The 14,844-nt window shown below is 60.1% G+C and carries 13 protein-coding genes; 7 read left to right on the top strand and 6 right to left on the bottom strand.

Translation table 11 applies throughout. The features are described from left to right. Positions 1 to 7 precede the first annotated feature (7 nt). The 5 genes from acnD to KVH01_RS24590 all read right to left on the bottom strand — a co-directional run bounded on the left by acnD (position 8) and on the right by KVH01_RS24590 (position 5,691). Complete coding sequence (acnD, locus tag KVH01_RS24570) at positions 8 to 2,602, bottom strand: Fe/S-dependent 2-methylisocitrate dehydratase AcnD (protein ID WP_217883216.1); 2,595 nt, start codon at positions 2,600 to 2,602, stop codon at positions 8 to 10. 191 nt (positions 2,603 to 2,793) lie between these two features. Further along, on the bottom strand, positions 2,794 to 3,921 hold the full coding sequence (gene prpC / locus KVH01_RS24575; protein WP_043047091.1) for a bifunctional 2-methylcitrate synthase/citrate synthase: 1,128 nt from the start codon (positions 3,919 to 3,921) through the stop codon (positions 2,794 to 2,796). Next, positions 3,914 to 4,057: a hypothetical protein gene (locus KVH01_RS24580; RefSeq protein ID WP_217883217.1), complete on the bottom strand. Its 144-nt coding sequence runs from the start codon at positions 4,055 to 4,057 to the stop codon at positions 3,914 to 3,916. Before KVH01_RS24580 ends, prpC begins: the two co-directional genes overlap by 8 nt. Positions 4,058 to 4,087: 30 nt before the next feature. Next, positions 4,088 to 4,981: a methylisocitrate lyase gene (prpB, locus tag KVH01_RS24585; RefSeq protein ID WP_046071650.1), complete on the bottom strand. Its 894-nt coding sequence runs from the start codon at positions 4,979 to 4,981 to the stop codon at positions 4,088 to 4,090. Beyond that, positions 4,978 to 5,691 carry a GntR family transcriptional regulator gene (locus KVH01_RS24590; RefSeq protein ID WP_124401567.1) on the bottom strand — a complete coding sequence of 238 codons (714 nt, stop codon included), beginning with the start codon at positions 5,689 to 5,691 and terminating at the stop codon, positions 4,978 to 4,980. Before KVH01_RS24590 ends, prpB begins: the two co-directional genes overlap by 4 nt. 271 nt (positions 5,692 to 5,962) lie before the next feature. Here KVH01_RS24590 and rloA point away from each other — a divergent pair, with 271 nt between their 5' ends. The 4 genes from rloA to pabB all read left to right on the top strand — a co-directional run bounded on the left by rloA (position 5,963) and on the right by pabB (position 10,470). After that, entirely contained in the window at positions 5,963 to 6,499 is a 537-nt protein-coding gene (gene rloA, locus KVH01_RS24595; protein WP_043047094.1) for a retropepsin-like aspartic peptidase RloA, read from the top strand. Between the two features lie 5 nt (positions 6,500 to 6,504). Continuing rightward, the gene (rloB, locus tag KVH01_RS24600; protein WP_043047095.1) at positions 6,505 to 8,037 is read left to right on the top strand and encodes an osmotic stress tolerance membrane protein RloB; all 1,533 of its coding nucleotides are present in this window, start codon (positions 6,505 to 6,507) and stop codon (positions 8,035 to 8,037) included. Further along, on the top strand, positions 8,037 to 9,023 hold the full coding sequence (locus KVH01_RS24605) for an alpha-L-glutamate ligase-like protein (RefSeq protein WP_005790412.1): 987 nt from the start codon (positions 8,037 to 8,039) through the stop codon (positions 9,021 to 9,023). The genes rloB and KVH01_RS24605 overlap by 1 nt, the downstream gene beginning before the upstream one ends. Positions 9,024 to 9,126: 103 nt before the next feature. Then, on the top strand, positions 9,127 to 10,470 hold the full coding sequence (gene pabB / locus KVH01_RS24610) for an aminodeoxychorismate synthase component I (protein WP_217883218.1): 1,344 nt from the start codon (positions 9,127 to 9,129) through the stop codon (positions 10,468 to 10,470). A gap of 123 nt (positions 10,471 to 10,593) precedes the next feature. On the opposite strand, the gene thrH is transcribed toward pabB, so the two are convergent. After that, positions 10,594 to 11,211 carry a bifunctional phosphoserine phosphatase/homoserine phosphotransferase ThrH gene (gene thrH, locus KVH01_RS24615; protein WP_217883219.1) on the bottom strand — a complete coding sequence of 206 codons (618 nt, stop codon included), beginning with the start codon at positions 11,209 to 11,211 and terminating at the stop codon, positions 10,594 to 10,596. A 149-nt stretch (positions 11,212 to 11,360) separates the two neighbouring features. Between thrH and KVH01_RS24620 the strand changes: the two genes are divergently transcribed. The 3 genes from KVH01_RS24620 to KVH01_RS24630 all read left to right on the top strand — a co-directional run bounded on the left by KVH01_RS24620 (position 11,361) and on the right by KVH01_RS24630 (position 14,840). Then, entirely contained in the window at positions 11,361 to 12,095 is a 735-nt protein-coding gene (locus KVH01_RS24620) for a phosphoadenylyl-sulfate reductase (protein WP_217883220.1), read from the top strand. Positions 12,096 to 12,568: 473 nt separating this feature from the next. Next, the gene (locus tag KVH01_RS24625) at positions 12,569 to 14,098 is read left to right on the top strand and encodes an NCS1 family nucleobase:cation symporter-1 (protein ID WP_217883221.1); all 1,530 of its coding nucleotides are present in this window, start codon (positions 12,569 to 12,571) and stop codon (positions 14,096 to 14,098) included. A gap of 13 nt (positions 14,099 to 14,111) precedes the next feature. Next, on the top strand, positions 14,112 to 14,840 hold the full coding sequence (locus KVH01_RS24630) for an aspartate/glutamate racemase family protein (protein ID WP_217883222.1): 729 nt from the start codon (positions 14,112 to 14,114) through the stop codon (positions 14,838 to 14,840). The last annotated feature ends 4 nt before the right edge of the window (positions 14,841 to 14,844 follow it).

The raw sequence follows: 14,844 nt of genomic DNA on the forward strand, positions 1-14,844 counted from the left end.
ATCCTCTTCAGGCGGTCGCCGCCGATTCCAGGAAGTCCTGGGCGAAGCGTTGCAACACGCCGCCCGCCTCGTAGATCGACACTTCTTCGGCGGTGTCCAGGCGGCAGGTCACCGGCACTTCGACACGTTCGCCATTCTTGCGGTTGATTACCAGGGTCAGTTGCGCCCGCGGGGTGCGCTCGCCGACAACGTCATAGGTTTCACTGCCGTCGATCTGCAGGGTGTGGCGGTCAGTGCCCGGCAGGAACTCCAGGGGCAACACACCCATGCCCACCAGGTTGGTGCGGTGGATGCGCTCGAAGCCTTCGGCGGCAATCGCTTCCACACCGGCCAGGCGCACGCCCTTGGCCGCCCAGTCGCGGGACGAACCCTGGCCATAGTCGGCGCCGGCGATGATGATCAGCGGCTGCTTGCGTTCCATGTAGGTCTCGATGGCTTCCCACATCCGCGTGACCTTGCCTTCCGGCTCGATACGCGCCAGGGAACCCTGCTTGACCTTGCCGTTTTCCTGCACCATTTCGTTGAACAGTTTCGGGTTAGCGAAAGTAGCGCGCTGCGCAGTCAGGTGGTCGCCACGGTGAGTCGCGTAGGAGTTGAAGTCGACCTCCGGCAAGCCCATTTTCGCCAGGTATTCACCCGCAGCGCTGTCGAGCATGATCGCGTTGGACGGCGACAGGTGGTCGGTGGTGATGTTGTCCGGCAGCACCGCCAGCGGACGCATGCCCTTGAGCGGTCGCGCACCGGCCAGCGCGCCTTCCCAGTACGGCGGGCGGCGGATATAGGTGCTCTGCGGGCGCCAGTCGTACAGCGGGGTGACCTTGGGGCCGGTGTCTTCGTGGATCGCGAACATCGGGATGTACACCGCGCGGAACTGCTCGGGCTTGACCGATGCCTTGACCACCGCGTCGATCTCTTCGTCGCTCGGCCAGATATCTTGCAGGCGGATTTCCTTGCCGTCCGCATCCAGGCCGAGCACGTCCTTCTCGATATCGAAACGGATGGTGCCGGCAATCGCATAGGCCACCACCAACGGCGGCGACGCCAGGAAGGCTTGCTTGGCGTAAGGGTGGATGCGCCCGTCGAAGTTGCGGTTGCCCGACAATACCGCGGTGGCATACAGGTCGCGGTCGATGATTTCCTGCTGGATCACCGGGTCGAGGGCGCCGGACATGCCATTGCAGGTGGTGCAGGCAAACGCCACCACGCCAAAACCGAGCTTTTCCAGCTCATGGCCGAGGCCTGCTTCTTCCAGGTACATGGCCACGGTTTTCGAGCCCGGCGCCAAGGACGATTTGACCCACGGCTTGCGGGTCAGGCCAAGCTTGTTGGCGTTACGCGCCAACAGGCCTGCGGCGATCACGTTGCGCGGGTTACTGGTGTTGGTGCAACTGGTGATAGCAGCGATGATCACCGCGCCGTCGGGCATTTGACCTGGTACTTCGTCCCACTGGCCGCTGATGCCTTTGGATGCCAGGTCGCGAGTAGCGACACGGGCGTGAGGATTACTCGGGCCGGCCATGTTGCGCACGACGCTGGAAAGGTCGAAGGTCAGGCCACGCTCGTATTGCGCGCCCTTGAGGTCATCGGCCCACAGGCCGGTGTGGCGGGCGTACTGCTCCACCAAGGTAACTTGTTCGTCTTCACGACCGGTGAGTTTCAGGTAGGCGATGGTCTGTTGGTCGATATAGAACATCGCTGCCGTGGCGCCGTATTCCGGGGCCATGTTGGAGATGGTTGCGCGGTCGCCCAGGGTCAGTGCCGAAGCCCCTTCGCCAAAGAACTCCAGCCAGGCGCCGACCACTTTCTGCTGGCGCAGGAACTCGGTGAGCGCCAGCACCATGTCGGTGGCGGTGATGCCTGGTTGCAGCTTGCCGGTCAATTCCACGCCGACGCTTTCCGGCAGGCGCATCCACGATGCACGGCCGAGCATCACGCTTTCGGCTTCCAGGCCGCCGACGCCGATGGCGATCACGCCCAGGGCGTCCACATGGGGGGTGTGGCTGTCGGTGCCGACACAGGTATCGGGAAAGGCAACGCCGTCGCGCACCTGGATTACCGGGGACATTTTCTCCAGGTTGATCTGGTGCATGATGCCATTGCCCGGCGGGATCACATCGACGTTCTTGAAGGCCTTTTTGGTCCACTCGATAAAGTGGAAGCGGTCTTCGTTACGACGGTCTTCGATGGCGCGGTTTTTCTCGAATGCCTGCGGATCGAAACCACCAGCCTCGACGGCCAGGGAGTGGTCGACGATCAGTTGGGTCGGCACCACCGGGTTGACCTGGGCGGGATCGCCGCCTTGCAGCGCGATAGCATCGCGCAGGCCGGCGAGATCCACCAGTGCAGTCTGGCCGAGGATGTCATGGCATACCACGCGGGCCGGGAACCACGGGAAGTCGAGATCGCGCTTGCGCTCGATCAACTGGCTCAGGGACGCGCTGAGGGTGGCCGGGTCGCAACGGCGCACCAGGTTCTCGGCGAGCACGCGCGAGGTGTAGGGCAAGGTGGCGTAGGCGCCGGGGGTGATTGCTTCGACAGCCGCACGGGCGTCGAAGAAATCCAGGCGGCTGCCGGGGAGCGGTTTGCGAAACTCAGTGTTCATCGTCAGGACTCGGTCACGGTGATTACAAAAGGGACCTACTGATCCAGATTTGAAATGCAGTTCAAATGTGGGAGGGGGCTTGCCCCCGATGGCGGTGGTTCAGTGCCAGTTGTATCAGCTGACAGAATGCTATCGGGGGCAAGCCCCCTCCCACATTTTTGGCCTCATTCCAATTCTGGAAGCGTTGGTTTTCAGCGACGTTCGATTGGCACGAACTTGCGCTGCTCAACGCCGATGTACTCGGCGCTTGGACGGATGATGCGGTTGTTGGCGCGCTGTTCGAACACGTGCGCGGCCCAGCCAGTCAGGCGCGAGCACACGAAGATCGGCGTGAACAATTTGGTCGGGATGCCCATGAAGTGGTACGCCGAGGCATGGTAGAAGTCGGCGTTGGGAAACAGCTTTTTCTGCTCCCACATGGTCTTGTCGATGGCCTCGGAGACCGGGAACAACACGGTGTCGCCCACTTCATCAGCGAGTTTTTTCGACCAGCCCTTGATCACTTCATTACGCGGGTCGCTGTCTTTATAGATGGCATGGCCGAACCCCATGATCTTGTCTTTGCGTGCCAACATGCCGAGAGTGCCTTCGACAGCGTCTTCGGCCGAGGAGAAGCGCTCGATCATTTCCATGGCCGCTTCGTTGGCACCACCGTGCAGCGGGCCGCGCAAGGAACCGATGGCGGCGGTAACGCAGGAGTACAGGTCGGACAAGGTCGAGGCACACACGCGAGCGGTGAAGGTCGAGGCGTTGAATTCGTGCTCGGCGTAGAGAATCAGCGATACGTTCATGACCTTGACGTGCAGCTCGCTGGGTTTCTTGCCATGCAGCAGGTGCAGGAAGTGGCCGCCGATACTCGGTTCGTCAGTCACGCAATCGATGCGCTTGCCGTCGTGGCTGAAACGGTACCAGTAGCACATGATCGCCGGGAACGCGGCGAGCAGACGGTCGGTGACATCGCGCTGTACGTTGAAATCTTTCTCCGGCTCGATATTGCCCAGGAACGAGCAACCGGTGCGCATCACGTCCATCGGGTGGGCGTCGGCGGGGATGCGTTCGAGCACTTCCTTGAGCGCCTGGGGCAAATCCCGCAGCTTGCTCAGCTTGGCGCTGTAGGCGGCCAGTTCGGTCTTGGTTGGCAATTCGCCGTACAGCAACAGGTAGGCGACTTCTTCAAACTGCGCATCGGCAGCGAGTTCGCGCACGTCGTAGCCGCGATAAGTCAGGCCTGCCCCGGCCTGGCCCACGGTAGACAGGGCAGTCTGCCCGGCCACCTGGCCACGCAGGCCGGCGCCACTCAATACTTTTGCTTCAGCCATGGTTCTTCTCCAATTTTGTAATTATCAGGGAGCCGTCCAGCTCATACTCTGTAGGAGCGAGCTTGCTCGCGAAAAACGCAAGGGCATCGCATTTCTCCAGGTTTGCCGCGTTATCGTTGACGATCTTCGCGAGCAAGCTCGCTCCTGCAGGTATTCTGCCGTGCAGTTATTTTTTCGCGGCAAACAGCGCGTCGAGCTTCTGCTCGAAGGTGTGGTAGTCGATGCGATCGTAGAGTTCCATGCGCGTTTGCATGGTGTCGATCACGTTCTGTTGGGTGCCATCGCGACGGATCGCGGTGTAGACGTTCTCGGCGGCCTTGTTCATGGCGCGGAAGGCCGAGAGCGGGTACAGCACAATGGAAACATCGGCGGATTTCAACTGTTCGGTGGTGTACAGCGGGGTTGCGCCGAACTCGGTAATGTTCGCCAGGATCGGGGCCTTTACGCGGGAGGCAAACAGCTTGTACATCTCAAGTTCGGTAATGGCTTCCGGGAAGACCATGTCGGCACCGGCTTCGATGCAGGCCGCAGCACGCTCAAGGGCGGACTCCAGGCCCTCGACAGCCAGGGCGTCGGTGCGCGCCATGATCACGAAGCTGTCATCGGTACGCGCATCCACGGCGGCCTTGATACGGTCGACCATTTCCTGCTGGGACACGATCTCTTTGTTGGGGCGATGCCCGCAGCGCTTGGCGCCGACCTGGTCTTCGATATGGATGGCGGCCGCGCCGAACTTGATCATCGACTTGACGGTGCGCGCCACGTTGAACGCCGAGGAGCCGAAACCGGTGTCCACGTCCACCAGCAACGGCAGGTCGCATACGTCGGTGATGCGCCGCACATCGGTGAGTACGTCATCCAGGCCGGTAATACCCAGGTCCGGCACGCCGAGCGAGCCGGCGGCTACCCCGCCACCTGACAAGTAGATCGCCTTGAACCCTGCGCGCTTGGCCAGCAGCGCGTGGTTGGCGTTGATTGCGCCGACCACTTGCAAGGGCTTTTCGCTGGCAACGGCGTCACGGAAACGCTGGCCGGGAGTGCTGTTGTTGTTGGAACTCATGACTCACCTCGTGATGAAGGAGCGCCGTCCGGGAAGTGACGGGCAATGTTGCGTTTGGATGCGCCGATATGCCGGCGCATCAACAGTTCGGCCAGCTCGCCATCGCGATCGGCAATCGCATCAAGAATGCGGTGATGCTCGGCAAAGGCCTGGCGTGGACGATTGGGGGTGGCGGAGAACTGGATGCGGTACATGCGCACCAATTGGTACAGCTCGCCGCACAGCATTTGCGTCAGGGTGCGGTTACCGGCGCCCTGGATGATCCGGTAATGAAAGTCGAAGTCGCCCTCCTGCTGGTAGTAACCGACACCCGCCTGGAATGCCGCATCCCGCTCATGGGTGTGCAATACCTGGCGCAGCTCTTCGATTTCCGCGTCGGTCATGCGCTCGGCAGCCAGCCGGCAGGCCATGCCTTCGAGGGACTCGCGGATTTCATAGAGTTCTACCAGCTCGGCATGACTCAAAGACACCACCCGCGCGCCCACATGGGGCACGCGCACCAGCAGGCGCTGGCCCTCCAGACGGTGGATGGCCTCGCGTAGCGGGCCGCGGCTGATACCGTAGGTGCGTGCCAGCTCCGGCTCGGAGATTTTGCTGCCGGGGGCAATCTCGCCCTTGACGATAGCCGCCTGGATACGACGGAACACGTTCTCAGACATGGTTTGGGATTCGTCTGACGTCGCTATCGGAATTTCCGCCTGATCAAGCATATTGTCGACACCTTTCAAATCGATACGGCAAAAACTAGCCAATCCACCCGTAATAGTCAAAGAGTAATTAGATATTGTCGACAATCGTCTAATGCACCGGCTTTACTTATGCCGGGCATGGCCGCCTGCCAGCGCTGGCGCCAAAAAAGCATCATGTTAGAATGCTCGGCGTATTTGCCTGACATCTCTGGATGAAACGGCGCACGAGGGAGTTTGCGCAGCAATGCCAGTCGCCTTGAATTGAACATCGCACGGCACCGCCTCAGGATTTATGAGACTCAAGCCCTTCCCCCTGTTTTTCTGCCTTCTGTTTATACCCAGCCTCGGCATCGCCGCCGAGAAGACGGTGTATGGCCTCAATGAATACGCCAAGCTGGACGGCATCGATCTGGAAGTCGCGGCCAAGCTCGACACCGGCGCCAAGACCGCCTCGCTGAGTGCCCGTGATATCAAGCGTTTCAAGCGCAACGGCGAGTCCTGGGTGCGCTTCTACCTGGCCATCGACACCGCCCACTCTCACCCCATCGAACTGCCCCTGGCCCGCGTCAGCAAGATCAAACGCCGCGCCGGCGACTACGACCCCGATGAAGACAAGAACTACACCGCCCGTCCGGTGGTTGCCCTGGATATCTGCATGGGCACTGCTTTACGCAGCATAGAAGTGAACTTGACTGACCGCAGCGCTTTCCAATACCCGTTGCTGATCGGCTCCGAAGCGCTCAAACGCTTTGATGCGCTGGTCGACCCCAGTCTTAAATACGCAGCAGGCAAACCCGCCTGCGCCGCCGACGCTCACACCGCCGAGTAAACCGAATGCGCTCTCTGACCCTGCACCTGAAAATCCTGATCACCTTGCTGGTGGTGCTGGGCATTTCGGTCACCGCCTATCAGATTTTCGTGCTGGGCATCCCCGTCACCGAGGATGCCACCGACGACTTGTGGAACATCGACGCCAAGGTCGAGTTCGTCGCCAACCCGAAAGATCCCGTCAAGATCCAGATGTTCGTGCCGCCCCTGAGCCGCGACTTCGTCAGCCTCAACGAAAGCTTTATCTCGAACAATTACGGGGTAAGCGTCAATCGCATCGACGGCAACCGCAAGGTCACCTGGTCGGCGCGTCGGGCGAAGGGCAACCAGACCCTGTATTACCGCCTGGTGCTGACCAAGCGCTACAGTGGCGAGAAGGTCAAGATCAAGGGCCCCACATTCCGCGACAGCATCGCTGTGGAAGGCCCGGAAAAAATCGCTGCCGAAGCCTTGCTGGCGCCGATCCGCCAGCACTCGGCCGACGTCGAGACCTTTATCAGCGAAGCGATCAAGCGCACCAACAACCTCAACGATGACAATGTGAAATTGCTGCTGGCCGGCGACCCGTCGACGCCACACAAGGCCAAGATCGTCGAGCTGCTGCTGTCCATCGCCCATGTGCCGGTAGAGAAAGTCCACACCATCCGCCTGGTGGCCGACCAGCCGCAAACCCCTGAACTGTGGCTGCGCAGCTTCAATGGCAGTGACTGGTTGTACTTCAACCCGGAAACCGGCGAACAGGGCCTGCCAGCCGACCGCCTGCTGTGGTGGACTGGTGATGAAAACCTGATCACGGTCGATGGCGGCAAGAAAGCCATGGTGACCTTCAGCCTGAACAACAGCGAAATGAACGCCATTCGCCTGGCCAAGCTGACCGACGAGAATACCGACGCCAATTTCCTCGAATACTCCCTATATGGCCTGCCGCTGCAAACCCAGCAGACCTTCATGATTATGGTGATGATCCCGATTGGCGTGCTGGTGATCCTGATCCTGCGCAACCTGATCGGCCTGCAGACCCTGGGCACCTTCACCCCGGTGCTGATCGCCCTGGCATTCCGCGAGACGCAGCTGGGCTTCGGGATTGTGCTGTTCACCATCATCACGGCGCTGGGGCTGTCCCTCAGGTCGTACCTGGAGCATTTGAAACTGCAGATGCTGCCGAGGCTGTCGGTGGTGTTGACCTTCGTGGTGGTGCTGATTGCCGCCATCAGCCTGTTCAGCCATAAACTTGGGCTGGAACGCGGCCTGTCGGTCGCGCTGTTCCCGATGGTGATCCTGACCATGACCATCGAACGCCTGTCGATCACCTGGGAGGAGCGTGGCGCCAACCATGCGCTGAAGGTGGCAATTGGCACACTGTTCGCAGCGTCCCTGGCGCACATCATCATGAGCGTGCCGGAGCTGATCTACTTCGTGTTCACCTTCCCGGCGATCCTGTTGATCCTGGTGGGCTTCATGCTGGCCATGGGGCGTTATCGCGGCTACCGCCTCACCGAGCTGGTGCGTTTCAAGGCGTTCCTGAAGGCTGACTCCTGATGTTCGGCTTCTGGAAGACCTGGAAGGCCCTGGAAGCGCGGGGGATCATGGGCATCAACCGGCGTAACGCCGACTACGTGCTCAAGTACAACAAGCGCAGCCTGTACCCGATTGTGGATGACAAGATCATCACCAAGGAGCGGGCGCTGGCGGCCGGTATCCATGTGCCGGAAATGTATGGGGTGATCTCCACCGAGAAGGAAATCGACAAGCTCGACGAGATCATCGGCGGGCGCAGCGACTTCGTGATCAAGCCGGCCCAGGGTGCAGGCGGTGATGGCATCCTGGTGGTGGCCGACCGGTTTGAAGGACGCTATCGCACGGTATCCGGCAAAATCATCAGCCATGAAGAGATCGAGCACCAGATTTCCAGCATCCTCACTGGCCTGTATTCACTGGGCGGCCACCGCGACCGGGCGCTGATCGAGTACCGCGTGGTGCCCGACCAGATCTTCAAGAGCATCAGCTACGAAGGCGTGCCGGATATCCGCATCATCGTGTTGATGGGCTACCCGGTGATGGCCATGCTGCGCTTGCCGACCCGCCAGTCCGGTGGCAAGGCCAACCTGCACCAGGGCGCGATTGGCGTGGGCGTCGACCTGGCTACCGGCCTGACCTTGCGCGGCACCTGGCTGAACAACATCATTACCAAGCACCCTGACACCACCAATGCCGTGGATGGCGTGCAACTGCCCAACTGGGACGGCTTCATGCAGCTTGCGGCTGGCTGCTACGAGCTGTGCGGGCTGGGCTATATCGGCGTGGACATGGTGCTGGACCAGGAAAAAGGCCCGCTGATCCTTGAACTGAATGCGCGGCCGGGGCTGAATATCCAGATCGCCAATGACTGCGGGCTGACCTTGCGCACCCATGCAGTGGAGGCGCGACTGGAGGAACTCAAGGCTGCCGGCGTGACGGAAACCCCGCAAGAGCGGGTGAAGTTCGTGCAGGAGATGTTTGGGCATATACCGCCTGTTGAGGGCTAAGGCGAATCGCTGGCGGGATGGATATCCCGCTATTGCCTCTAGGAGCAAATCCTACAGAAGACTACAATCCCCTCCCCCGCGCCATTGGCTGATCCACCCCCGCATGTTGACCTGTTCCGTGTACCCGTTGCCCTACCGGGCCAACCCCGCCGAGTATTTTGCGGCGATTCGCCATGCCCCAGGGGCGGTGCTGCTCGACAGCGGTCGCCCAACCGCGGACCGCGGCCGTTATGACCTGCTCAGTGCCTGGCCCGACGCGACCCTGACGGTAGGGCCGGACGAAAACGGCAGCGATTTCCTGCAACGCTTGCGTATGAACCTGACGCAACTGGGCGAGGCGGCCTTGCCTGTCGGCTATGACTTGCCGTTTGCAGGCGGTTTGATCGGTTACTTGAGCTATGACTTTGGTCGGCATCTGGAACAGATGCCGCACTTGGCGGTGGACGACCTGCATCTGCCGGATGCGCGCTTCGGGCTGTATGCCTGGGCGCTGGTCAGCGATCACCAGGCGCAAACCAGCCAGCTGGTGTTTCACCCTGCGCTGGCCGAGAGCGAGCAGCAACGCCTGATTGCCTTATTCGGCAGCGAAGTGATCAACTTACCTGCGACCTTCAAGCTTCAAGGCCCCATGGCGCCCGACCTCAGTGCCGAGGACTACCACCAGGCCATCCTCCGCATCCAGGATTACATCCAGGCCGGCGACTGCTATCAGGTCAACTTCGCCCAACGCTTTCGCGCACCCTGCCGCGGTGATCCGTGGGTGGCCTACTGCGCGTTGCGCGAAGCCTGCCCTACCCCGTTTTCCGGGTTCCAGAGCCTGCCGGATGACGGCGCGGTGCTGAGCTTGTCCCCGGAACGCTTTGTGCGCATCAGCGAACGCCAGGTCGAGACCCGCCCGATCAAGGGCACCCGCCCTCGCGGTGTAACACCCGCAGAGGATGCCGCCCACGCCGCCGAACTGCTGGCAAGCCCCAAGGACCGCGCAGAAAACCTGATGATCGTCGACCTGCTGCGCAATGATCTGGGCCGCAGTTGCCGCATCGGTTCGGTGAAAGTGCCGGAACTGTTCAGCCTGGAAAGCTACCCCAACGTGCACCACTTGGTGAGCAGTGTCACTGGCATATTGGCCGACGACAAAGACGCCCTCGACCTGATCGCCGGCAGCTTCCCTGGCGGCTCCATTACCGGCGCGCCGAAGATTCGCGCGATGCAGATCATCGACGAGTTGGAGCTCACCCGCCGTGGGTTGTATTGCGGCTCGCTGGTGTACCTGGACGTGCGCGGCGAGATGGACAGCTCCATCGCGATTCGCAGCTTGCTGGTCAAGGATGGGCAGGTGTGTTGCTGGGGTGGCGGTGGGATTGTGGCGGATTCGCAGTGGCAGGCGGAGTATCAGGAGTCGCTGACGAAGGTGCGGGTGTTGTTACAGACTTTGGAAGATCTGTAGGGCCTGTACCTGCCCTATCGGGAGCAAGCCCCTCCCACCTTCGACCGCGTTTATCCTGTAGATATGCGGTCAAATGTGGGAGCGGGCTTGCTCGCGAAGAGGCAATCAGCCACGCCGCATAACTTACAGGCTCAACTGCCGATTCGACGCTTTGATGAACTCCCGCTTCAGATCCTCAAAGGTATGCACCGCCGGGAACTGGGGAAACTCACGAATCACATTCTGCGGCGCATGGAACAGAATCCCACGGTCCGCTTCACTTAGCATGCTGGTGTCGTTGTAGGAATCACCGGCGGCGATCACGCGGTAGTAGAGGGTCTTGAATGCCAGCACCGATTGGCGCTTGGGGTCTTTCTGGCGCAGTTGGTAGCTGACCACCCGGTCGTTTTCATCGGTGATCAAGCGGTGGCAAAGCAAGGTCGGGAACCCCAGCTGACGCATCAGCGGCTGGGAGAATTCGTAGAAGGTGTCGGATAGGATCACCACCTGGAAGCGCTCGCGCAGCCAGTTGACGAATTCGACGGCGCCGTCCAACGGCTTGAGGGTGGCGATCACCGCCTGGATATCGGCCAGCTTGAGCCCGTGCTCGTCGAGGATACGCAGGCGCTGCTGCATCAGCACGTCGTAGTCGGGAATGTCGCGGGTGGTTGCACGCAGGGATTCAATACCGGTTTTTTCGGCGAAGGCGATCCAGATTTCCGGAACCAGTACCCCTTCCAGGTCAAGACAGGCAATTTCCACAAGACACTCCCATTGAATTTATTAGTTGAGCGGGCAAAAGGACTGCCGAACTCTAGCGACTCACGCACGCCGCCGCAACGCGGGACAGATTTGATACCATCGCCCCCCTATAGAGCGCTCAGCGCCACTGACCTGTAGGAACCGTCCTGATGAACCAAGCCTTCGACGTTGTTGAACTCGCCACGACTTATGCCAACAAGTCTGCCCAGGACATTCTCAAGCTGGCGTTCAGCCAGTTCGGCGATGACCTGTGGATTTCCTTCAGCGGTGCCGAGGATGTGGTGCTGGTGGACATGGCCTGGAAGCTGAACAAGAACGTCAAGGTGTTCAGCCTCGACACCGGCCGCCTGCACCCGGAGACCTACCGGTTTATCGAGCAGGTACGCGAGTTCTACAAGATCGATATCGAACTGATCTCGCCGGACCAGAGCAAGCTGGAACCCTTCGTCAAGGAAAAGGGTCTGTTCAGCTTTTATAAGGACGGCCATGGCGAATGCTGTGGCATCCGCAAGATCGAACCGCTGCGCCGCAAGCTTGCAGGTGTAAGTGCATGGGCCACCGGCCAGCGCCGCGACCAGAGCCCCGGCACCCGTAGCCAGGTGGCGGCGCTGGAAATCGACACGGCGTTCTCTACCCCGGAACGTACCTTGTACAAGTTCAACCCGCTGGCGCAGATGACCAGTGAAGAGATCTGGGGTTATATCCGCATGCTGGAACTGCCTTACAACAGCCTGCATGAGCGCGGGTTTATCAGCATCGGCTGCGAGCCCTGCACCCGGCCGGTATTGCCCAACCAGCATGAGCGCGAAGGCCGCTGGTGGTGGGAAGAAGCCACGCAGAAAGAATGCGGGTTGCATGCGGGAAATATCATCAGCAAGGCATGAGCCTGGCAAACTGGTGTGGTAAAAATGTGGGAGGGGGCTTGCTCCCGATTGCGGTGGGTCAGTTGCAGACTTTCTGACTTATACCGCTATCGGGAGCAAGCCCCCCTCCCACATTTTGTTTTGTGCGGAGCACAAAATGTACACAAACTTGTAACCATCGGTGCCATTTTTGTGTGCAACTCATATTCGAGCGCACCAAAACGTAACATCCATCTCTTTTAGTGCCCACGCACTCGAATCACGCTATTTCCCATCCAAAAATAAATACCTGTTCAAACGGTCAATTTATATTGCTATTAATTCAGTAGTTTATTCATAAATACTATTAAAACGAAATTATCCCCGCTTTTCATATAATGAAAACTGGCACGCATGTGGCTTAGTGAAATGCACGCTTTGTATACAATCAATACGAAACCTACATACACTTTGCCATCCGCGGCTATGCTGCAGATGTGCTGGAGCCTGCCGGAATGCGTACAAGTCTCTCGAGCAACATCACACTGGATCTGCCCTCCTCCTCATTAAACCCTGCGCCCGCAGGCCCCAGCCCGCTGGTGCTCAGCCCACGCCTGCACAACAAGGACCTGGCACCCACCAAGGTTGAAGGCCGCCGCTGGGGGCGCTACAGCATTTTTGCGTTGTGGACCAATGACGTGCACAACATCGCCAACTATTCCTTTGCCATCGGCCTGTATGCGTTGGGCTTGGGCGGCTGGCAAATATTGCTGTCCCTGGGGATCGGCGCGGCGCTGGTGTACTTCTTCATGAACTTGTCGGGGTATATGGGACAGAAGACCGGTGTGCCCTTTCCCGTGATCAGCCGCATCAGTTTCGGTATCCATGGCGCGCAGATTCCGGCCTTGATCCGCGCAGTCATTGCGATCGCCTGGTTCGGCATCCAGACCTACCTGGCGTCGGTAGTTTTCCGCGTGTTACTGACGGCGATTCATCCGGGCTTTGCCGATTACGACCACAACTCGATCCTCGGCTTGTCGACCCTCGGCTGGGCGTGCTTTGTTTCGATCTGGCTGGTGCAGTTGGTGATCCTCGCCTATGGCATGGAGATGGTGCGCCGTTATGAAGGCTTCGCCGGGCCGGTGATTTTGCTTACCGTTGCCGCACTGGCCGGCTGGATGTACTTCCAGGCAGGTGGGCAGATTGCCTGGTCGATCCGCGAACCTCTGAGCGGCGGCGAGATGTGGCGCAACATCTTTGCTGGCGGCGCCTTGTGGCTGGCGATCTACGGCACCTTGATCCTCAACTTCTGCGATTTCGCCCGCTCTTCTCCGTGCCGAAAGACCATCCAGGTCGGCAACTTCTGGGGCCTGCCGGTCAATATCCTGGTGTTCGCCGCCATTACCGTGCTGCTGTGCGGCGGGCAGTTCCAGCTCAATGGCCGCGTGATCGAAAGCCCCACCGAAATCATCGCGGCAATCCCCAACACCTTCTTCCTGGTGCTCGGCTGCCTGGCCTTCCTCATCGTCACGGTGGCGGTGAACATCATGGCCAACTTCGTCGCCCCGGCCTTTGTGCTGAGCAACCTGGCGCCCAAGTACCTGAACTTCCGACGCGCCGGGTTGATCAGTGCCTTCGTTGCCGTGCTGATCCTGCCGTGGAACCTCTACAACAGCCCGTTGGTGATTGTGTACTTCCTCTCTGGCCTGGGCGCACTGCTGGGGCCGTTGTACGGGGTGATCATGGTCGATTACTGGCTGATCCGTAAAAGCCAGGTGGATGTGCCGCAGCTGTACAGCGAAGACCCCCAAGGCATTTATTACTACAGCCGTGGGATAAATATGCGTGCGGTGGCGGCATTTATTCCGGCGGCGGTGATCGCCATCCTGCTGGCGCTATTGCCGGGGTTTGCCAGCGTCTCGCCATTTTCCTGGTTGTTTGGCGCAGGCATCGCCGGGTTGCTGTACCTGCTGATCGCCAAGCGTCAGCCGTTCTACGCCGATGTCAGCGGCGAAAGCATTGCCGTCGATAACGTCAGTCATTAAACAAGGACATTCCATGCGTATCCTCGTGGTCAACGTCAACACCACCGAATCCATCACCGAGACCATTGCCCAGCAAGCACGGGCGGTAGCGTCACCGGGCACCGAGATCGTCGGACTCACCCCCTACTTCGGCGCCGAATCGGTGGAGGGAAATTTTGAAAGCTACCTGGCGGCCATCGCTGTGATGGATCGGGTGATGGCCTACGATCAGCCGTTCGATGCGGTGATCCAGGCCGGCTATGGCGAACATGGTCGGGAAGGTTTGCAGGAATTGTTGAATGTGCCGGTGGTGGATATTACCGAAGCGGCCGCCAGCACCGCGATGTTCCTGGGGCACGCCTACTCGGTGGTGACCACCCTGGACCGCACGGTGCCGCTGATTGAAGACCGGCTGAAACTCGCCGGCCTCTACCAGCGTTGTGCGTCGGTACGCGCCAGCGGCATGGCGGTGCTGGAACTGGAAGAAGACCCGCTGGCTGCCATGGAGGCCATTGTGCACCAGGCGGAATTGGCGATTCGCGACGATAAGGCCGAGGTGATCTGCCTGGGATGTGGGGGCATGGCCGGACTGGATGAACAGATTCGCCAGCGCACCGGGGTGCCGGTGGTGGATGGGGTGACGGCGGCGGTGATGGTTGCCGAGTCGTTGGTAAGGTTGAGGTTGTCGACGTCCAAAGTCAGGACGTATGCGCAGCCAAGACCCAAGAAGATCATTGGTTGGCCCGGCAAGTTCGGCCACTGAAGAT

Origin of the sequence: Pseudomonas khavaziana, assembly GCF_019145205.1 — a bacterium.
Taxonomy (GTDB): Bacteria; Pseudomonadota; Gammaproteobacteria; order Pseudomonadales; family Pseudomonadaceae; genus Aquipseudomonas; species Aquipseudomonas khavaziana.